This window comes from Pseudoalteromonas phenolica (assembly GCF_005876835.1).
Classification (GTDB): Bacteria; Pseudomonadota; Gammaproteobacteria; order Enterobacterales; family Alteromonadaceae; genus Pseudoalteromonas; species Pseudoalteromonas phenolica_B.
Map to the genome: position 1 here is coordinate 60,270 of NZ_PPSW01000030.1, position 20,941 is coordinate 81,210.

18 protein-coding genes are annotated in these 20,941 nt (G+C 40.3%); 7 read left to right on the plus strand and 11 right to left on the minus strand.

The window, feature by feature from the left end:
- Positions 1-9 precede the first annotated feature (9 nt).
- Positions 10-2,373, minus strand: a complete 2,364-nt coding sequence (locus C1E24_RS17370) for a TonB-dependent receptor (protein ID WP_138483645.1) — start codon at positions 2,371-2,373, stop codon at positions 10-12.
- 187 nt (positions 2,374-2,560) lie between these two features.
- A complete protein-coding gene (locus C1E24_RS17375) occupies positions 2,561-3,349 on the minus strand; it encodes a polysaccharide deacetylase family protein (RefSeq protein WP_138483647.1) in 789 nt (262 codons plus the stop codon).
- A gap of 191 nt (positions 3,350-3,540) precedes the next feature.
- Between C1E24_RS17375 and C1E24_RS17380 the strand changes: the two genes are divergently transcribed.
- A complete protein-coding gene (locus tag C1E24_RS17380; protein ID WP_138483649.1) occupies positions 3,541-4,578 on the plus strand; it encodes a GGDEF domain-containing protein in 1,038 nt (345 codons plus the stop codon).
- A gap of 109 nt (positions 4,579-4,687) precedes the next feature.
- On the plus strand, positions 4,688-5,356 hold the full coding sequence (locus C1E24_RS17385) for a CsgG/HfaB family protein (protein WP_138483651.1): 669 nt from the start codon (positions 4,688-4,690) through the stop codon (positions 5,354-5,356).
- Between the two features lie 85 nt (positions 5,357-5,441).
- Here the strand turns inward: C1E24_RS17385 and C1E24_RS17390 are convergent, their stop codons facing one another.
- The 5 genes from C1E24_RS17390 to C1E24_RS17410 all read right to left on the minus strand — a co-directional run bounded on the left by C1E24_RS17390 (position 5,442) and on the right by C1E24_RS17410 (position 9,526).
- Entirely contained in the window at positions 5,442-6,083 is a 642-nt protein-coding gene (locus tag C1E24_RS17390) for a DUF799 domain-containing protein (protein WP_240722043.1), read from the minus strand.
- Between the two features lie 26 nt (positions 6,084-6,109).
- A complete protein-coding gene (locus C1E24_RS17395; RefSeq protein WP_171040924.1) occupies positions 6,110-6,457 on the minus strand; it encodes a DUF4810 domain-containing protein in 348 nt (115 codons plus the stop codon).
- A gap of 13 nt (positions 6,458-6,470) precedes the next feature.
- Positions 6,471-7,145 carry a CsgG/HfaB family protein gene (locus tag C1E24_RS17400; RefSeq protein ID WP_240701015.1) on the minus strand — a complete coding sequence of 225 codons (675 nt, stop codon included), beginning with the start codon at positions 7,143-7,145 and terminating at the stop codon, positions 6,471-6,473.
- 167 nt (positions 7,146-7,312) lie between these two features.
- Complete coding sequence (locus tag C1E24_RS17405; protein WP_138483657.1) at positions 7,313-8,641, minus strand: DUF5690 family protein; 1,329 nt, start codon at positions 8,639-8,641, stop codon at positions 7,313-7,315.
- A 171-nt stretch (positions 8,642-8,812) separates the two neighbouring features.
- Positions 8,813-9,526 carry a UTRA domain-containing protein gene (locus C1E24_RS17410; protein ID WP_138483659.1) on the minus strand — a complete coding sequence of 238 codons (714 nt, stop codon included), beginning with the start codon at positions 9,524-9,526 and terminating at the stop codon, positions 8,813-8,815.
- A 207-nt stretch (positions 9,527-9,733) separates the two neighbouring features.
- On the opposite strand from C1E24_RS17410, the gene C1E24_RS17415 reads away from it, so the two are divergent.
- From C1E24_RS17415 to C1E24_RS17430, 4 genes are all read left to right on the plus strand, one after another.
- Positions 9,734-12,088 (plus strand): TonB-dependent receptor domain-containing protein, encoded by a 2,355-nt coding sequence (locus tag C1E24_RS17415; RefSeq protein ID WP_138483661.1) that lies wholly within the window; start codon positions 9,734-9,736, stop codon positions 12,086-12,088.
- 130 nt (positions 12,089-12,218) lie between these two features.
- Positions 12,219-13,274 carry an alkaline phosphatase D family protein gene (locus C1E24_RS17420; RefSeq protein WP_138483663.1) on the plus strand — a complete coding sequence of 352 codons (1,056 nt, stop codon included), beginning with the start codon at positions 12,219-12,221 and terminating at the stop codon, positions 13,272-13,274.
- A 19-nt stretch (positions 13,275-13,293) separates the two neighbouring features.
- Positions 13,294-14,916, plus strand: a complete 1,623-nt coding sequence (locus tag C1E24_RS17425) for an alkaline phosphatase (RefSeq protein WP_138483665.1) — start codon at positions 13,294-13,296, stop codon at positions 14,914-14,916.
- A gap of 267 nt (positions 14,917-15,183) precedes the next feature.
- Complete coding sequence (locus C1E24_RS17430) at positions 15,184-15,876, plus strand: GGDEF domain-containing protein (RefSeq protein ID WP_171040925.1); 693 nt, start codon at positions 15,184-15,186, stop codon at positions 15,874-15,876.
- A 90-nt stretch (positions 15,877-15,966) separates the two neighbouring features.
- Here the strand turns inward: C1E24_RS17430 and C1E24_RS17435 are convergent, their stop codons facing one another.
- Complete coding sequence (locus tag C1E24_RS17435; RefSeq protein WP_138483669.1) at positions 15,967-17,052, minus strand: MBL fold metallo-hydrolase; 1,086 nt, start codon at positions 17,050-17,052, stop codon at positions 15,967-15,969.
- 221 nt (positions 17,053-17,273) lie between these two features.
- Between C1E24_RS17435 and C1E24_RS17440 the strand changes: the two genes are divergently transcribed.
- Positions 17,274-17,774, plus strand: a complete 501-nt coding sequence (locus C1E24_RS17440) for a CIA30 family protein (protein WP_240722044.1) — start codon at positions 17,274-17,276, stop codon at positions 17,772-17,774.
- A gap of 20 nt (positions 17,775-17,794) precedes the next feature.
- Here the strand turns inward: C1E24_RS17440 and C1E24_RS17445 are convergent, their stop codons facing one another.
- The 3 genes from C1E24_RS17445 to C1E24_RS17455 all read right to left on the minus strand — a co-directional run bounded on the left by C1E24_RS17445 (position 17,795) and on the right by C1E24_RS17455 (position 20,680).
- The gene (locus C1E24_RS17445) at positions 17,795-18,907 is read right to left on the minus strand and encodes a serine hydrolase domain-containing protein (protein WP_138483671.1); all 1,113 of its coding nucleotides are present in this window, start codon (positions 18,905-18,907) and stop codon (positions 17,795-17,797) included.
- Positions 18,908-19,052: 145 nt separating this feature from the next.
- Positions 19,053-20,069: a hypothetical protein gene (locus tag C1E24_RS17450; protein WP_138483673.1), complete on the minus strand. Its 1,017-nt coding sequence runs from the start codon at positions 20,067-20,069 to the stop codon at positions 19,053-19,055.
- Between the two features lie 77 nt (positions 20,070-20,146).
- Positions 20,147-20,680 (minus strand): GrpB family protein, encoded by a 534-nt coding sequence (locus tag C1E24_RS17455; RefSeq protein WP_138483674.1) that lies wholly within the window; start codon positions 20,678-20,680, stop codon positions 20,147-20,149.
- Between the last annotated feature and the right edge of the window lie 261 nt (positions 20,681-20,941).

The window sequence follows — 20,941 nt, forward strand, 5'->3', positions numbered from 1 at the left end:
AAACTATCTTTAAAAGAACACATAGTCTAAACGCACTGATACGGTACGCTCAGGTAAGAACTCTATGTATTTTTGCGCCGTTGCACTGTTAGAGCGGCTACGGTCTCTCTTATAAAGTTCAGTTTCTTTATTGAATACGTTATTAAGGTGTAAGCTTAATTTCACGTTTTCATTCACTTCGTAGCGAGCAGATAGGTTAAATATCTTGTAAGCAGGAACTTGGTCACCCTCTTTGGTATTAAAGTGAGTTTTATACTTACCATAAGCACTCATGTCAGCGCGAACGAATACAGGCTTGCCGTTTAATTCAAACTCTTTATCTAAAGCGATATAAGCATTGTATTTAGGCACCATTGTCATTTCGTCACCTTTCTTACCACTGATCGCAGCATTATCTTTAGTTAGCTCAGATTTAGTGTAAGAGGCGTTGAATACTAGTTGTAGGGTGTCGGTAAGCGTTGCTGTTGATTCAAATTCTAAACCTTGTGACTGTGCTTCACCTGCATTTGCAGTGTAACTAAAGCCACATGTATCCATATATATGCTTGTTTTGATATCAGTCCAATCTATATGGTATGCCGCTGACGTGAAGTTAAAGCGACCATCAAATAGAGAGGCTTTATAACCAATTTCATAGTTATCAATAGAATCAGACGTGTAACGATCTTTTTTGTCGCCAGCTTTTGGATCAGCCTGACATGCAGCTGCAAGTGGGCCGTTATTACCACCTGGGCGGTAACCTTCAGAGTATAAGCCGTAGATTGAGTAATTGTCTTCAGGACGCCATGAAAGGCTAAACTTGAAGCGGTTACCATCTTCTTCACCGCCAGTGAGCGTCACTTCTTCTGACCAAATACCTTCACTCTCAGAATGGCTATAATCTTCTAAGTCAAAACGTCTGATACCGGCATTAACTTCAAATTCGCCCATATCTTTTGTTTCTATGGTATAGCTCGCATCGGCAAATAGCGCTAACTCTCTATCCCATGAGCCGTATTCTCGAAGGTTCCAGATCTTGCTGCCATCGCCGAATTTATCGATACCCATTTGACGCACATCTAAGCCAGACCAAGACCACCAATAGTTAGCAGCAGCAGAGATGTCATCGCCACTTTCTAGATATTGCCATTGATAATCAGGGATAGAAGGCGTGCTATATTTGTCATAAAACATACCCACAGTCCATGATAATGGACTATTCAAGTCATAGTTTTGGAAGCGAATTTCATGAGTTGTGCGTTTACTTTCGCGTTTATTGACGATCCATGTTTTAAACATGTCAGCGCCGTCTAAACGAGACCAATCGTCTAGAGAGCTTCCTTCGTTTTCACGATAAGAACCTGCGTAAGTGAATGAGGCAATATCTGCAATGTTATCTACGCTGACATTTAAAGTGAATAGATCATTCTCGTTTTGAGAGTAGCCATCGAATATACTGTAAACAGCATATTTATCTACAGCGCCTTTTACAAAATCTCCGCCTTGAACACAACGTACTCGACCCCATTCTGGGTCACATTCATTCCATTGATGCTCGACGTCATAGCCATATTTTGCATCTGGGTTATCTATGTAGCGTAAGCTGTAGTAACCGCCCGGCTTAGAGGTATCGCCTAAAGTTGTTCCCTGAGATGAATTTTCTGTGCGTACATAGCCAAAAGTGACCGCAGTATTATCATCTACTTGCCACAAAAGCTGTGAACGAAGGAAGTTTTCTTGGCTTTCGCTTTGGTTACCTGTTGCTACATTGTACATTGGGCGTTGATCGTTTTGGATGTTACCGTTTACACGAAGAGCAAGGGTCTGTTCAACTAGCGGAACATTAATGCCCAGTGACATACTGGTATCATAGCCATCAACGTTCTTTTCCATTTTTCCTATCATGGTACCGAACAGCTCGAATTCATCGAGTACTGGTTTTTTAGTAATAACGCGAACGGTTCCGCCAATGGCATTTGAGCCATATAATGTACCTTGAGGGCCTCGTAGTACTTCGACACGCTCTACATCAGCTAGGTTTGTAAATGAGAATGGAATATCATCGGTAAATGTAGCTGTAGTGCCAGGCGCTGCTGAGTTACCACCACTTAAACCGCGGAGAATAAGTTGACCCCGAGGTGCTGCTGCACCGGCAAGCGTTCTAAATAAGTCTGAGGCATCAACATAGTTTCTGTTGGCCATTTCAACTTCAGAAACAGCTGATACACTCATAGGTATCTCAACAATTGTTTCTACTTTTTTACGTGATGTAACAGTGATTACTTCAAGTTCATCTTTTGCTTGTTCTTCTGCAGAAGTTGTCATAGGTACAGAATACAAAGAGCTTGCTATAGCGATGCTTAGCAAGCTATGCGTTAGAGTTTTATTTTTCATGTTTTATCCCTTAATGCGTGGTTCTTTTTTAGTTACGCACCACTAATCTAATGTGTTAGGGATAAAACATTAAATACCCTTTTAGTATAAAAAAATGGGTTTTTAATATAAAAAAAACTAAATAAAAAATATTTTATTCTTGTTTGTTTTCATTTTTGCAACTTTAATTATTTGTTTTGATTCGAACTTATTCATGTTTTTTGTTTATGTATTCATGTACATCATTCACCGTAGCTAGCCAATATTCATTTTTAGGGTCTTTCAAAAATTGAATTAATTGTTGCAGTGCATGTTCATCAACCGTGTAAGGCCCTTTTTTACCTACTTCATGGCCGGCGAGTACAATCCATGCATTGTTAAATTTAGCTTGCTCAATAAGCGCTTTCAGTTGCTCAAAGGTTTTTCCGTCCATACTAAAGGCTCGTATCTGCGCCGGGTCGTAATAGAAAGGATCATTGGCTGTTTCATCATTCCATGTTCGGCCATAACTGAATGTTTCAGCAATTAAAGGTACATAGCTCTTTACCTCAGTGCCTCGGCCAACAAATGTTTGTCCACATGGATAGGCGAATCCTTTGGGAGCTGCACCAGTATGTGTCTCAATATATTGCTGGGCTTGCTTAATATCTTGTTTTAAAAAACTTAAACTACTTTGTTCAAGCCCTTTGTTTTGTTTTCTTAGCCAGCGAAAATTACCTGTGCATAGATGACTCGCTGTGTGGTTTGCGATTTCATGGCCAGCGTCTGCTGCTTGTTTCCATTGCTGTTCTTTGCCCTGCATGTGGTATGGCATAAGATAGAAAGTCGCTTTCACATCATGTTTATTTAGGATCGGAATGCCTATATCAACTTGAGATTTCCTTGCATCATCAAAGCTGAGGCTGACAGCATATTTTGCTTTATTGGGGTAAAAGGCGTGACTAGCAAAAGAGGCGAACACACACAGTACAACAGAGATTGGTAAAACATATTTCATTTTAACTTTAGTCCTTTTTAATAAATGAATGTTCAAGATATAGCCTTGATAATAAAGCATCAACTCGCTTCTATTTTAATATGAATAAAACTCAACTTTAGGGTTGCATCGATAAATTGGTGTATTTGTTGTTATAAGTGGAATAATCTTTCCTATACTTAAAAGAACAAAATCTCAACAAAGAAGCGATAGTGAGTATACAAAGTCAGGATTTTTTTTCGATTGAGCAAAAAAAAGTCGCCATATTAAGTAGGGTCGCTTGGTATTGTCTCTATTTGCATGCCGCATTAGTCTTCTTTTTTGCTTACATCGAAGCTTATTGGTTATCGGGGTTAAACATTCTCAGCGTTGTTTGTTGGGCTGTTGGTTTGAATTTGTTATCAAATGGCAAAGTGGCAGGAGGATTACAACTTATTTGCCTTGAAGTGTTAGTGCATTCGGTTGCTGTAAGCCTCACCTTTGGTATTGAGTTGGGCTTTCATTACTATTTGTGGGCCATCGCATGTATTCTACTAGTAGAGCAGACAATCCCTATTTTTCGTTCAATCGCTTTTGCAGTCACAATGATGTTGACGTTTGCCATCTTGGCCACATTCGAATTTCCTAATATTAGCCATTTTCCATACCCTAACTTATTACCTTACATTCATTTCTCAAATGTATTGATCAGCGGGCTACCGATGATTTTTGCACTGGCCTCGTTACGAGAGATGAGTATTCAGTCACGGGAAGAATTGACTATAATGGCAAGTAAAGATGCCTTAACAGGATTGCATAATCGACGCTTTGCACAAAAGCATTTAAGTTGTCCAAACTGGTTTGAAAGTTATGACAAAGACGCTGTGTTTGTTGTTATGGCTGATATTGATCATTTCAAGCGTATTAATGACAGGTTTGGCCATGAAAGAGGTGACGATGTTTTACGTATCGTCTCAGGCATATTTATTGATTGTTTTGAACAGCCGAATTTGGCGATCCGTTGGGGGGGAGAAGAATTTTTATTAATTGTGCATGAAAATGATCAGCATACAGTTCAACGTTTTATAGATTTGATCACCGCACTTTTGCAGCAACACAAAGTCAGCCGTGAACAGTTAAAGGTGACACTCAGCTTTGGTGTAGCAAAATGGCAACAGGATATGAACTTTGAAACTGCAGTGTCTCGGGCAGATCAAGCCCTTTATGAAAGCAAACGCTTAGGTAGAGATAGGGTCACTTATTTTGATTGAATAAGCAGTCAAACACTTTCTAACATTTCACAACATCTCTCTCACAGAATCTGGATGTAATCGATGTCATATTTAAACTCAGTCGGATAAGAAACGGGATAAACTTGACATGAACACACGCACACAATTAATTTTAATTTCCTCACTCACTATGGCTGTTTTATCTGGCTGTACAGCTACAGAGTCATCACGAGTCATTCAACCAGTAACAGTGAATCAGGCTTTAGAGCAATATCAGGGTGAAAAAGTAAAGGTGTCACTTGGTGATATTCAAAATCGTTCAACCTACCACAATGGTATTTTTTCATCAGGTGAAGACCGTTTAGGGTCGCAAGCAAAAACGATTTTAAAAACCCACTTACAGCAATCACGAAGATTCAGTGTGTTAGATAGAAGCAACTTATCGGCTTTAAGCCAAGAAGCGCAGTTTGCTGATGCAAAGCAAAATATTAAAGGAGCACGCTATGTGCTTACAGGTGGCGTTACTGAGTTTGGTAGAAAACAAGAAGGGGACCGCCAGTTATTTGGTATTTTGGGTAAAGGAAAGTCTCAAATCGCTTATGCAAAAGTGAGTTTAAATGTTGTTGATGTAAATACTTCTGAAGTTGTCTACTCGGTGCAAGGAGCCGGTGAATATAGCTTGTCTAACCGTGAGGTAATTGGATTTGGTAGTACCGCCAGTTATGACGCGACACTCAATGGTAAGGTGTTAGATTTAGCAATGAGAGAAGCTGTTAATAGTTTAACTGACGGGGTAGCACAAGGTAAACTTAAGTAAGATAACAGTTTATCAATAAAAAATACCATCAATTGAAGCGCTCGAATTTTGTGGAGGGCTTCAAAATTGATGGTGTTTTTTAGGGTTACTTAGCTTTTTCACTCGTCGCTGGTTGGCCATATTTTGGCGAGCGATGTCCGTGTAAAAGGCCGTTGTGCATGTCTGAAGAAAGTAATCGCTGTGTTGCAATGCTAGAAATATCAAATCCAGCGTCCGTAGCACTTTCAATTACTTGATGTACGATAGCTTCTACTAACATACCAGCTAAGCCACCACCACTATTGCCCCTGTTTTCAGCAGAAGAAGCAGATGCAGTATCTTGCCAAAGTGTAACGCCCGTCTTTAAATCAACAAGCTTAGCGTTAAGTGATACAAGCGTTTCACTGCTTATAACAGAATAAGATGTACCGTACTGCTCAATTGAAATATATAAGGCTGCATCAGCTCCAAAAATCTCATGAAGCTTGCTTGCAGGTAGTGCTTGAGCATCGTTGGCAACGGTTATCCCGTTATTCTTGAATGTCTGTTCGACTACAGCAACTGGATAAACGTAGTAACCTGATTCAGCAATTGGCATAGAGATTTGAGATAAAATGCTATACGGAGCAATAACTTCCGGAGAGTTATTTATTGGAGGTAAGACTAAAATTGATTTTGGATCTGAATTACGGAATTCAGAATAATCATGAGGGGCTGGAGGACTTACACAACCACTTAATAAAAGCATTAGGAATGCAATGGCGATAAAATTTTTCATGACTTACCTTTTGCTGAATTAACTAAAAAATCGATATATTGTTTTGATTCAGGGAATAATTCTGTCTCGATATTAAAATGTTCAAGACCTAAATTTGCATTACCTAATTCAAAGTAAAGCATACCCAAATGAGCATGAACACCTGGCGCAATATTCTTATTTTTAGCTTTTGCAGTGTTAATAAGCTCTTCAAGTACCTCAACTTGTTCTGAGACCGTCATGTCATCTGACTTAAAGTAGTTATATACGACAGCATTATATTGACCGTGATAATAAAGAGGCTCTTTAGTTTTACAACCTGCAAGCACTGCTGTTACAGCAAGAACAAATAGTATTTTTTTCACTTTCTCTGACCTTTTATAATTTCCAAGCACCTGATTCGATGCCATTTACAAGCTTATTGACAACTTCTCTAATAGCTAAATCCAATACCTTGCCATTGAGTGTTGCGTCATAGCTTGCTGTGCTGCCAAAGCCTATGACTTCACGTTGTGATAGGCTATATTCGCCAGCACCTTGAACAGAGTAAACAATTTCAGAAGTTGAAGTGTCTACGATATTTAATGTCACTTTCGCATAGGCAATTTGAGATTTTCCTTTACCTAGAATTCCAAACAATTGTTTGTCACCAATTGCTTTTCTACCAAACTCAGTAATATCACCTGTGACAACAAATCTAGCGCCAGCGATTGTTTGTTGAGTACCAGACCTTTGAGCCTCGCTTTGTAGCATGTCCATATTGTCTCTATCTAAAACAGAGAAACGATTTGTTTGCTGTAAGTGGCTCATTAAAGTTGTTTTAGCTTGGCTTCCTAGTCGGTCTTGTCCAGAAGAGAAAATGCCATTTTGAAAACTAGAACGGTTTACGAATTTACCAACGGCTATCTTACTTTTGACGCCAGTATATTGTGTGTTATAGGACGCAACTTTAGGCGTTTCTATAACTTGTGAGGTGGTTGTTGCGCATCCTGATAAAGCACTAGCGATTAAAACTGCTAGAAATGGTTTAGATAGATTAGTTTTTGTTATCAATTTGATATCCCTTTATTTATTTTAGGACATAGGGAATCGTAAAATTTATAATTTTAAATGCAACTTCCCTATATTCGGAATGAATTTTAACTTTATTAAATAGAATTTTGCAATTTTATTTACAATTTGAATCTTTAATTTGCAGTTATTCTGTTTGATGATGCATATCATTCAGGGTGTTGTACTTTTATGTCTTGTTTTGAATTGAACCATTTATTGTTTTCCCACTCTTTATAAACAAAATACCCAAGCGATGCAGCACTTAACAATGCTCCTAAAGCGCCGGTGATAATACTCAGCTCTCGCAAAAAGTCATTCCAATTCACTTGGGCAATCACTAGGCTTTGGTACACCATCACGCCGACTGTGCCTAAATAGCCAAACGAGTCCGCAAGATAAGTTAAAAAGCCAACGTTAGCAGGGCGGTTAAATGTTGCTATTAAACGTTCGAACAGCGTGGTTGAGAAGGGGACGTAGGCGAGGTAGAGGCCAATGCCATTTAACACCATCCAATAAATAGGGCCCAACATTCCTTGTTGATAGGCGAGCGAGCTTAATAGGGTGATAGTGAACCCGGCAAAAATGAGTAAATGATTAACTACCATTGCAAGGTGGTTGTCTTTAATCAATTTGAGCAGTGCCACAATAACTAGCACCACCAGTGCAATCGGTAATTCGGTAAGTGTAAAAAGTGCTGGAGCGCCATCAAGGCCTGTTGCCAGCCAGACATCGGCGGCGAAACTATCGCGTAAATCTCTCAGTACGGTGAGCAGCACATATCCTATGATTAATAGCGTGAGGCCAAAACCAAGTAACTGAAGTAATTCTTTGCGGCTTTCTTTGGTCATGGGAACACGGGCGCAGCGTTGGGCGATATCAGCTTGATTAGGAGGAGGGAGTTGATCAAGCATCCATACAGATAATGTTAATAGGGGCAAAAAAAGACTGGCTGTGGCAAATGGCATCCATAACTCAGTCACGCCGTAGTCCATCATTAAGTAGCTACCTACGGTTTTTACCAACCCTGAGGCAACAATAAAGCTGGTGCATAGCCCTGCCGCTAATATTTCTGTGACTCTTCGCCCTTCTAAATAACTAAATACAATGCCCCATACCATGCCGAGCGGTAGGCCATTTAAGAGCATAAAAGCAGCATTGTAAGGCTGTGGGGTAAGCGCAAAACCGAGCAGTGCAAGCCAAGCGATAATCACTAAAGAGAGAATGGCTTTGGCTCTACCGTGACTTTGTAATTCAGAGATGACTTTAATGCCAATGAATTTAGAGAGCGCATAACCAAAAATTTGTGCCGTTAAATAAAGCGTTTTAAGTGATAGGCCTAACAGTGAGGTGTCGGCATATAAACCAACAGCGACAGGTTTGCGAAAACCATACATAAACGCATAGGTGCTACAGGCTGCAATAATGGCGTAGATGCAAAACAACAGGGTATTACTGCTGAGTTTATGTTTTATCTTGCCGCTAAGCTCACTGAGCATATGACACACCTTCTAAAAATTCGCCAGTTTGGTACGAACCAAACTAGTTAGAACAATACCAATCCTCATTAAAAGGATTAGAATAAATACTCAGTGTAGAGGCTTTTTATTGCAGTAGTTTTACAGTTTTTCTGTCGCGTTGAACAAATCGAGTGTACTAACTCAGGGTAATTAAAATTGAAGTTTGGCTTTGTTTTCAATCATTAAGGCATCATGACGCCAAAATTCTCGGTCGAACTCAAAGGCCGTGCCTTGTTGATCTCTAACGATACGAGTGACTTTTAAGCCCAGAGCACCGTCGTAGGTGTCTAAGTGCTGTGCAATAGGATTGAACAAGCAACAAGACTCCACAGAGATATCGTAAAGCACCTTGTGATGTTGGTAGGTATTTTTAAGTAACATGCTGATAGACAATGATAAATCATGCTTGTCTATGTCAGGTAAATGCTTGTTACTGAAGTTTAGGTCTTCGACAACCACAGCGCGACCATCCACAGAGCGGACACGTAAAATGCTGGTTAGACTGGCTCTGCCATCGAGTTCAAGCGCTGTGGCTATTTCTTTACAGGGCTTTTGTTTTCTCTGCTCAAGTAGCACGGTACTAGGCTGAAACCCTTGCGCCGTGGTGTATTGTAAGAATGAGGCATGCTGCATGGGGTCGTATTTTAATTTACGTGGGCAAACATACCAGCCACTGCGGTTTTTACGGTAAATAAGCCCCATATTCTCAAGTTGCCCGAGCGCCTGTCTAAGTGTTGAACGGGCAATATCAAACGTCGCACAGAGCTCTCTTTCTGAAGGCAAACTGCCTGTTAATTGCTGCTCTGTTATTTGTTTGGTTAGTGCTTCACGCACTTGGGCGTAGGCAAAACTTTGGGTACTCATTTAAGGTTTTAATTCGCAAATTCACTTGGTTTATTTATAGGTATCACATCAGTTAAAGCTGAACAAGCGCTCACTTGAAAATAGATTTTTTGGTCCGTACCAGTTTTTTAAATAATACATATTTCTGTCAAGTCCCTGTAATAATTCACCGATAGTATTTTCGCCGTTCATTACTTTGGTATGTACCAATTACTTTCGGGAATCATAATGAAAACTTTATACTCTACTGGCATCACTAAACCATCGTTACTTGCTATTGCAGTAGCGAGCGCTCTATCAGCTCCTGTTTACGCAGAAGATGACAAAGCAAAGAAAGACCAAGAAATTGAAGAGATCACAGTTGTTGGTAAAAGCGTGTCATACGCAAACAACGCAACGTCAGACGAAATGTTTAAACAGCAATCGGCTATGACTAGTGCGATGGCGATGATTGATAACCTACCGGGTGTATTAATCAACGAAGGTGATACATTTGGATCTGATGATTGGTCAACAACAGTATCAATTCGTGGCTTCCAATTAAGTTTAGATGAGCAGCAAGTAGGTATTACCATTGATGGTATTGCTAACGGTAACTCCAACTATGGCGGTGGTGCTAAAGCAAACCGTTATATTGATACCGAAAACCTAATGGCCGTAGAAGTATCTCAAGGTACTGCTGACGTGGCATCTCGCTCAAATGAGGCACTAGGTGGTACGCTTAACTTCACTACAATTGACCCTGGCACAGAAAAGGCGGTCATTGCGAGCTTGTCACTAGGTAACTTCGATGCGCAAAAATATTATATGCGACTTGAAACAGGTGAAGTATTAGATGACACATATGGCTGGTTCAGCTACTCAAACTCAAGTAACAGTGACTGGATCACAGGCACAGCGGAAAACAAGCGTGACCACTTTGCCGCTAAATTTGTAAAAGGCATGGACAGCAATCTAGAAATTACCGCTTACCTATCTTACGACGACGTTCACGAAGATAACTATCAGCGTGTTTCACTAGAGAGCTTCAAACAAAACCCAGAATCAGATGGCTTATTAGGTGAATGGACGGGCGTACCTTACATTGACCAAGTGTATCGTCAAGGTTGGTCAACACTGCGTGAAAACCTATTTGGTTATATCGAAGTGGATACCATGATCGGCGAAGTTGAAGTTAAGGCAAACGCTTACTTCCATAAAAACGAAGGTCGTGGCGACTGGGTACCACCTTACCTTGTCGATGTTACAAATGATGGCTCAAAAGGCCACAGCGAACTGGTTTCGGGCAATACGGCACAAGGTGGCAGCTCGCTAGGTAAAATCTATTTTGTTGACGCAAGTGGCAAGTCACTGACGCCTATTGCTGGCTGTGAAAGCTCAATTGGCTTCCCTTACGGTGGTGCTGATGCTGAATACGATCCTAACTGTTATGAAGACGGTGCACGTCCCGTAGGTTCTTACCGCAATACACACTATCAAAAAGATAGATTCGGTATTAATGCAGATCTGACGTGGGAAAAGCAAATTGGCAATAACACCAATGTGGTTCGTGCTGGTATTTGGTATGAAGACTATGAGCGTTCAGAATACCGTGATTGGCACAAAATCATTGACTCTAAGAGCAGCTATGAGTTTGACCATACACCTTATTGGATCCAGTATGATCGTACTTACCCTGTAGAAACCACCATGCTTTATCTTGAAGATTCATTCGAGATGGAAAGTGTGACAGTACGTGCAGGTCTTAAAAAATATCTTGTTGATTTAGATAGTAAAGACACTTATACAGGCACCACGAAAGCGGTGAACTCAGATTCAGATGTTTTACTGTCAGCGGGTGCAGTGTGGTACACCCCAGTTGATGGCTTAGAAGTTTTCGCAGGTTATGCTGAAAACTTTGCGGCGATTAAAGACCAAGTGTTAGAAGCAGATGCATCAGCACTGGATAACGTAGAAGCTGAAACCGCTGAGAACATGGACTTTGGTGTGCGTTACGACAATCAAGACTTCAATGCCAGTATCACCCTCTACAGTATCGATTTCCAAAACCGCTTAACCTTTATTGCGCCAGGTTCAGAGTCGGGTAATGACTACTTGGTTGGCACAAACGGCAGTTATATCAATACCGGTGGTATCGAGTCATCGGGTGTCGAAGCTTCACTAACTTACTATCCAAACCAAGAGTTATCTGTGTACATGTCTTACACCAGCAACAGCTCAGAATATACAGACGGAACAGTGGGTATTGAAGCTGGAAATACGGTATTTGGCTCAGTTGAAGATATGGCGGTGTTATCGCTAGATTGGCAGTCAGAAGCTTACTCAGCGGGTATTTCGACAAAATGGCTAGGTGAGCGTTGGATGGATTCTGCCAATACTCAGCGCATCGATGGGTACGCGGTAAGTGACTTATACGTAGGCGTTGATTTAGAAAACTTCGACAGTGCCCTAAAAGGTGCATCAATTCGCTTTACGGTCAATAACCTATTCGATAAGAGCTACATGGGTGGCGTAGCTGGTGGGTGGGGCGGCTGGATTGGCGCACCTCGTACTGCAGCGCTGAACTTCCAAACACGCTTTTAATCTCCAAACTGAGTAGTACAGGACGTGCTACTCCATTTTTTAATAACAAAAATTAGTTAACAACACAGAGCCTTATTTCATTTTGAATGCGATAAAGGCTCTTTTTGCTTTAAATCATGCGAGTAACTCAATGAAACTGAGAACATTTTTAACAGTAAGCCTTATATCAATAGTTGGATTAGTCACTCAAGCTCAAGCAGCTGATCAAGTCGATAAAATTCTATTTGGCTCTTGCAGCCACCAAGATAAAGATATTCCGATCTTCAATGCCATTAACAAAGAGCAAGCAGACTTATTCGTGTTTTTAGGCGACAATGTTTACGGTGACACTGAGAACATGACGGTGCTTAAATCAAAGTACCATAAGTTAGGCATTAAACCGGGCTTTGCTCAGCTACGCGCAAGTACGCCTGTGATAGCCATGTGGGATGACCATGATTACGGCGAAAACGATGCGGGCAAAGAGTACCCGTTTAAAGAAGCGTCTCGAAAAATTATGCTAGATTTTTGGCAGGAGCCGAAAGACAGCCCACGCCGCACCAGAGATTCAGGTATTTATACGTCTTATATGTATGGTGAAGAGTCACAGCGCGTGCAGGTGATCATGCCTGACTTACGTTGGAATCGTCCTGCGCTCAGTTCAATTGGCGAATTTCGTTATTGGTTAAATAGCTTCTTTAATAATGTCGGGCCTTATCGCCCTGCTGATAAAACTACTTCTATGTTGGGCGAAGCGCAGTGGCAATGGCTTGAGCAAGAGCTATTAAAGCCTGCGAAAGTGAAAGTGATTGCTTCAAGCCTACAGCTTATTCCTGACTTTACTGGTTGGGAAAGCTGGGCGAACTTTCCGGCAGACAGACAGCGACTATTCGACTTTATTGAAAAGCATAAAATTGGTGGTGTGATCATGATAAGTGGCGACACTCACTGGGGGGAGTTGTCAAAGTACCAAGCTAAACAAAACTATCCACTATGGGAAGTAACCAGCTCGGGACTTACACAAAAATGGAAAGATGTGAGCCCCAATAAGCACAGAGTGGGCGAATCCACATCGGATATAAATTATGGTTTTATTGAAATAGATTGGCAGCAAGCAGATCCAAATATTGAGTTTGGGTTAAAAGACATTAACGGCGATGTGACCCACAAGCAAAGCATGCCGCTGTCAGCGTTACAGTTTAAATAACACCAAGGAAAACGGTGATATGTTAGTTAGAAAACCAGTTTGGGCACTAAGTTGTGCCCTTATATTCATCTCGAGTTTATCGGCATGTTCGTTACTAAAAAACTCAGAAAATACAGCCCAGCCAGATACAAATAACTCGCAAAAAATTAAAAATATTATCCTGATGATTGGTGATGGTATGGGTCCGCAACAAGTGGGGTTGTTAGAAGAGTATGCGACTCGCGCACCTAACTCTATTTACCGAGGTGACAATAGCGCTATTGCTAAATTGGCAAACCTGGGCGTCACAGGGCTGTCACTGCATGGGCCAGCAGATAAGCTGGTGGTGGACTCAGCTTGCTCAGCAACTCAGTTGGCAACTGGCGTTGCTTCGGGCAGTGAAATGATAGGGCTAAACCGCGCAGGGCATAAAGTGCCGACGATTTTAGAAAAAGCTAAGGGGCTGGGTAAATCGACGGGGCTGGTGTCTGACACCCGTTTAACCCATGCAACGCCTGCGGCATTCGCGGCGCACCTTATTCATCGTTCAATGGAAAATGAGATTGCTGAGCAGATGATCCAATCTGGGGTGGTTGATGTCATGTTATCGGGTGGCTTGCGTCATTTTGTGCCAAAAAATTATGCCTTGCCCGACAACCCTGAGGGCTTTGAAGCAAATTTAAAAGCCAGTGCACTTTCGCTGAAATCAAAACGTCGAGACGATAAAAACTTATTGGCTGAAGCAAGCAGTAAAGGCTATGAACTTGCGTTTAATAAGTCGCAACTACAGCAAGCGCAAGGTACAAAGCTATTGGGGTTATTTGCCAATAGTGCGATGGCCAATGGTGTCGATACCTCTTATGGTCGTGTAAGCAATCAACCAAGTTTAAGTGATATCACACAAACCGCCATTAATACCTTGTCGAAAAACGACAAAGGGTTTTTCTTAATGGTTGAAGGTGGTCAGATTGATTGGGCTGGACATAACAATGATGCAGGCACGTTACTGCACGAAATGATTAAATTCGATAACGCAGTCAATGCAGTGCTGGAGTGGGCAAAAGGCCGAGACGACACAATAGTCATAGTAACCGCAGATCACGAAACGGGTGGCTTTGGTTTTAGCTATAGCGGTGCAGACTTACCAAAAGCCGAGCAGCTAAATAATCATCAAAAGGATGTTTATAAGCCAAACTTTAATTTCGGCGGGTTGAGTATTTTAGATAAGTTATATGCTCAGCAAAAAAGTTACTCCGATATTTGGTATGAAGCCAAAGGTAATGGGTTCAAACCCACACCAGAAAAGCTCGTAAAAACAGTAAATAAGTATAGCGAGTTTGAAATTAACAAAGATGACGCTATGCAAATTTTAGCTGAGCACAAGAACGCATTTTACCAGCGGGGACATAAGTCGCTGGGCTTGAAAACAGCCAGTAAAATAAATGACTTTGCGCCGTTTTATGTGTATTTAACTGAGCGCCCGCTCAACTTAATTGGCAGAGCATTGTCGAGTAAGCAAAATATTGTCTGGTCAACGGGCACACACACGCATACACCAGTAGGCGTGTTTGTTCTAGGACCTGAAGCTTTGTCTAAGCAGTTTAATGGTCTGCATACGCATGTTGAGCTTGGCAAAAAAATGCAGCGCCTTTTAATGCATTAGTAGGCTAAGAACTTAAATTTGAATGAAAAAAGCACACTTTTAAACAAAGCGAGATTATTTATAGTGCTAAATTATTTCGCTTCTTATCTTCTAATTGCATCTATTTACTCAAGTTTTTACTAAACAAAATTGCATAATTAGTTTCGAAAATATGAGTTTCATTATTTAGTTTAAATCTATAGTAATTAGATTATTTTTGACTAAAAGAAAAAAATCACTCTATGTTACAATTTCTTGTAGTTAAAGTAGGTAAAAAGAATACAAATATTGTTGAGTGAATTAAAAGCAAACTTGAGCCGCAGGGCTAAGTTTGATGTTGTTGTTATTACTATTATTTTATTGCTTGGTTTTGTTGTTTCTCAGCAGTTTGATTTTTTGGAATGGATTTACCAATCTTCAAGGCAATACGAGCACTATGAATTAGATGAGTTAGTGCCGACGCTACTTTTCGGCGTACTTGCGTTTGCTTATTTCAGCTATCGCCGTTGGCATGATGTTAAGCTTTTGAGTAAATACTTAGAAGAACAGTCTTTGACAGAGCCTGTCACCCACATCGCAAACCGTCGTGCCTTATTTGCTTTGTTAGAGCAGATAGCACAAGAGGAAGAACCACAACATGGCTTTATTTTAATATCAGTATTTGGGCTTGACGAGATCCGCAACAAGTTGGGCTTTATTACTGTAGAGCATATCGTAATTGAATTACTGTACCTATTGAATCAAGAACTTGAAGATGATCAGTTGATTATTGCTTGGCATACAGGTCAATTTATTGTGCATGCGCCAAATTATAACCAAGCTAAAGCACATTTATTGGCTGAGCGTTTGGCGCAAGCTAACAAGACTGCGACACAAGCGATTTTAAGGAAGCTCCATATTCAATCGGCGAGCACCATGGTAAATCGCAAAACCAGTGAAGCTGAGCTGTTAGAGCGTTTAGAAGATAACTTGCTTGATTAGTTGGTCTGGTTAAATAGTTTAGCTAGTGAGTTTGACTAGCTGAAAGCTTGTAACAAGAATAGAAAGCCCCAAATAGGGCTTTCTCTGTATTTATAACTTAACTGATTCACCTTCATTTAACACATGCAGCGGAATGTTTGAATTCATCTTCTTATACATGTGCATTAGACGAAATAGTGCTGAGTGCGATGTTTTATCACCCATTTGCCATGAAGAATTACCATAACCCCATGGGATCATCACTTTACAATTTAAGTCGGCAGCTGCGATTAGCGCATCTTCTGGTGTGGTGTGCACTTTTCGATACCATTTAGGGTGCTCTTCACTATGGTAAGAGGCAATAGGAATTAAACACACATCCATATCCCCGTATTTATTAGCAATGTCTTTGAAGTGCGGTGAGTAACCAGTATCTCCGGCAAAAAATAACTTCTTACCTTGGTGCTCTAACACCCAACCGCCCCAGAGCGTGGCGTCATTATCTTCATGAATAAAAGGCACCATAATACGGCTGCTGAAGTGATTAGCCGGAACAAAGTGAATATTCACTTCACCCACTTGCTTACTCGAATACCAAGCCATCTCTGTGATTTTATAACCGTTATTAGGAAAGTGATCTGCAAAACCAAGCGGCGTTAAAAACTTACTATTTTGACCTATGTGTGAAAGGTCGTCTTTTTTAAAATGATCATAATGAATATGTGAGTACATGATGGCATCAGTTTCAGCTAGTTCACTTTGCGTGAGTGTTGCATTGGGTGTGCGACTAATATCAGAAACTAGGCTAAACGCCCAATTGACGGGCCAGTCAAAGTCTTCAGAAACCGGATCGAACAAAAACTGCTGACCATTATCGGTATTAATTTTGAAGCTAGCATGACCGAGCCACTGAACTGAGAATCCGGCGTTAATGTCTATTTTTGGGTTGCTGCCAGTGAAAGCGCAATTTTGCATTTCAGCACTACATTCAATAATAGGACTCGGCGGGTAGCAATCTTTATCACAGGTGATTGGATAATCTTTAAAATCATCGTAAATATTTTTGAAACGGTCGGTATAGCCTTCAGAGGTCTTGTTTTTGACTACCGCGTTTTCTGGAATAAGGGTTTCAACCTGATTGCTAACAGAGCAGCCTGCTAATGTCGCTAAAGAGAAAAGTAATGCTAACTTCTTCACTAGATTTCCTTGTTATAATTTTTTGCGTGATTTTAACAGGTTTATCGGGACATACACGTATTTGGGTTCACTTATATGTAAGCAAACATAACAGGCACTAGGATCAGGCGTTTACGTAATATAGGCAATCTGAACGGGCGCTTATGTCGTATAAGCTTTTAAGTCCAAAAAGAGAGCTAACTTTTATGCTTTTAAAATCAATTATGTGCGGAGTAACTTTAATGGCGTCGTCTTCAGTATTGGCAGAAACTAAACTGACTTTACTTGATTGGTTTGTGGTTAATGACACCGTCATGGGTGGCCTTTCTGAAAGTCGTTTAGTTGTTGGTGCACACTCTGTAGAATTTAAAGGCGATCTGTCTTTGCGCAATAATGGCGGTTTTGCTTCTGTTCGTACGCCATTTAATTTAGAAAATAAAAGCGCTGAACAGTTAAGTGTTGTGGTAAAAGGCGATGGAAAGCAGTACCAGCTTAGGCTAAGAGTTGACCAATATCTTGACGGCCCAGCCTTTGTTTATAAATTTCAAACCTCAGTAAATAAAACACAAACACTTGTTGTCACAGAGGACGACTTTACGCTCATGTACCGTGGCCGTACTTTTTACGCTGACTATCAACTCAATTTTAATGATGTCAGATCTCTTGGCTTTATGATCAGTGAAAAGCAAGCGGGTAAGTTTTCCCTTGAGGTGCAGGCAATCACACCACTAGAAAAAATTTAGAGAACATTTATAGATTTTGTTTAATCAAACAGGTCACCTAACCATGATGCAAATTTAGAGTAACGATCTGGAAGCACTTTACTTTCAATTGTGTTGACAAGTGTGCGGCTCCAAGCGCCATCCAAATTACCATTGGTTAAGTAGATAACAATGATGCTGTCGGTCATGTTTTCTTTGAAGAGCAATTTTACTCTCAGCACGCCTCCGCCATCATGACCAACTGCTTGCCAATTGCCAACTTCTTCATATTCCCAGCCTGAGGCGAAATAATTTTTTGAACCACCCTCTAACAGTGCAGGTTGCCATAAACTTTCAAGCAATGTTTTATCAACCAGCTCGCCATTGATTAATGCAGAAAGAAAGACACTAAGGTCTTGAATATTTGAATAAGCGTCAGAATGTACATTCGCATAGGTAGGGAATGTATATGGATTTACCTGTAACTCATCACCGCTATTTGGTAAATAAGCCGTCACAGATTGAAACGTCGTATTCATTCTCTTGATAAATGTATTATGCATTTCCAGTGGCGTTAAAATTCGCGTTTGAACTAGTGTTGAATAAGACTGTTTAGTGATTTTCTCTAGCAGTAATTTAATCACTAAATAATTTGTTTGATTATAACGAATGGCGCTATTTGGCTTAAATTGCAATGGCGTATTGCTCAGTGATTGAATGGCAGCATCAATACTGTTTGGCGCAAAGACTTGCTTGTCATCATAGTCAAAATATTCAGGTAACCCAGTACTGTGGTTTAAAAAATGGGCTACTGGTATAGGTCGCCAAACTTTAGGTAGGTGCTCAAGATACTGGCCGATAGGTGCGTCTAAATTAACTTTGTTTTGTTCTACAAGCTGAAATAGCAAAGTGCTAGCGAACAGTTTGCTGAGTGAGAAAATCGGAAAAATGCTGCCTTTTGTCACAGGATTAGCACGAGATATATCCGTAGCACCCATAGCGTGAGCAAATACCAGATTATTATTGTGCTTAACTAATACCGCTTGTGCCAATAAACCGTGTGTCTCGGCATTACTTTGCATTTGTAACGTAAGTGATTCTTGCAGATTATCGGTTTGTCTTACACAGCCTAGCAGGAGTAACAAGAATAAAGCGCTTAAAGTGATTGTTTTCATTGAAATTCATGCTCCTTGCAAAATAGCCCTGCGATTCTACTTTGTTTTATCGGAACAAAAAAGAGCCACATGAATAGGGGCTCTCTGATAATTTTTATACTGTTAACTACAATCTATATTGTTCAAAACTAAAACTTTTCAAAGTTTAGAAACGAACAACAGCCTTACCTGTTTGCGTAATGGTCACATCTGAATTTTGGCTATTGCTTAAAATAAGGTTACAGCGACCATAACTTGGTTTAGCTGTAATATTTGTCGGTAGTGTTATACGAGGCTCAAGATAAGCATCGCATCTAAGTTGGGCCTGACCTTCACCTTTTAATGCCACTTCACTACGAGAAATGCCAACACTCTTTGGCGTGTTTTTATCTAGCTTAACACTTTGTGTAATCGACGGGGTTTGTTGGTAAAGTCCAGCAATGTCGGCCATTGCTTTTTGTTGTGCTTGCTCTGAGATATTTACGCCTGGCACATGCTTGAGTGCCAGTAAAGCGCGTTTGGCATTTAAGAAATCTTGTTGATAAAGATACAGCTGCATCAAGTTCTGAATACAAGGTACGGCAAACTCTTTTGGCAAATGCTTACGCAAAAAATAAGCGCGTTGTAGCTGTTTTTCATAGTTATGCCAGTCTTGTAATGCATAAAAGTATTGAGATTTTAGCCAAGCAAAAAGCGCTTGCTCATTGAGGTTTTTAGTGTGACTAAGCAGTTCTTCAAAGTGTTCGTATACTTTCTCTAGTTGCTGAGTTTTAATCAGTTTATCAATGACATCATAATCGCTAACAAACCCCTTAGAAGCACGGTTATTGTTTGAGTTTGTAGTCGGCGCTGTTGAGTAGGTATAAGAGAAAAAGCGTGCCGCATCATGGGCTTTTCCTTGGTAGGTAGCCGCTTCGAACTCTAGATTACTTAAGTATTTCTTGGCCTTTTCAGTCGTCGGCTTTACTTCAGAGTCGAATAAAACGGTTACTTCACCTAATGAGCCGTCGGCTTTAACAATATAATTAACGAGCGTATAGCCTTCGTGGCGACTCAGCATAGAATCTGATTTGAATTGCGCATTATTGTTTTCGATGACTTTGATTGGTGTGCTTGATTGAGCTGATACGCTAAATGCAGAGCATAAAAAAGCAGTAACAGCGCAAAGTTTGAGTGTTTTCACAAATGAATCCCTATGTGTTTTGAACGCGAGAAAAGCGTTATACCGAAAATAATAACAATGTGAATCGTATTAATACATTATGGTTTTGCCATCTCTTGTAAAACACTTTTCACAAAAGGAGATTTTGCTTTGCCGTAGTCATCTTGCACAGTCAGCCCATCAGCAATAACCCGCTGTTTTGTCGCTTCGTACTGGGCACGCGCATCTGGGTTGTTGAGCATGTGCGTTTTAAAGTTAACTTGCTTTAAATGCTCCTCGCTGCCCAATTCAATAACATGTGCATGAACTTGAAAGGTTTCATTTTTAAAAATAACGGCAATGTCTTTGCGAGGGCGATTTTCAGGAAATGGTTTATTACTGTGTTGATCTCTAAATCCAATACTTTTTAAATGCTCGACCGCTTCAGTTAGTTGACCTGGTTTATACAAGATAGAAATATCAATAATGCCTTTGCCGGCGACTTCGAAAGAGCTGGAACCAAAGTGAAGAAACTGAAAATCTGGATGCGCTAACTCTGCAATCACTGCATGCGCAACGTCTAAATAGATTACTCGCCAAGGGTTAAAACTTGCTGGTACAAGTTGGTAGGGAATAAATTTTATTTTTGACATATATGACTCAGGTGAGTTTTGCTTTTTATATTATCTAGCTTGCTGATAATGCAGTTAAATGGCTAATAATTAGGATGAACAAAACAAAATAGTTTAGCGATTGTATCGCAACTTGTTTCTTACCACCTAAAAAAAGCATAAATCAAAATAAGCGTTGTCAATCTATCAAAAAGCAGTGGCCATTTGGCTTTTTGGGCATCAATTTCATTGAAAAAATATGAGGTGATTAAATAAAGTTTTATTTAAAAAGGTTTTTTTAAT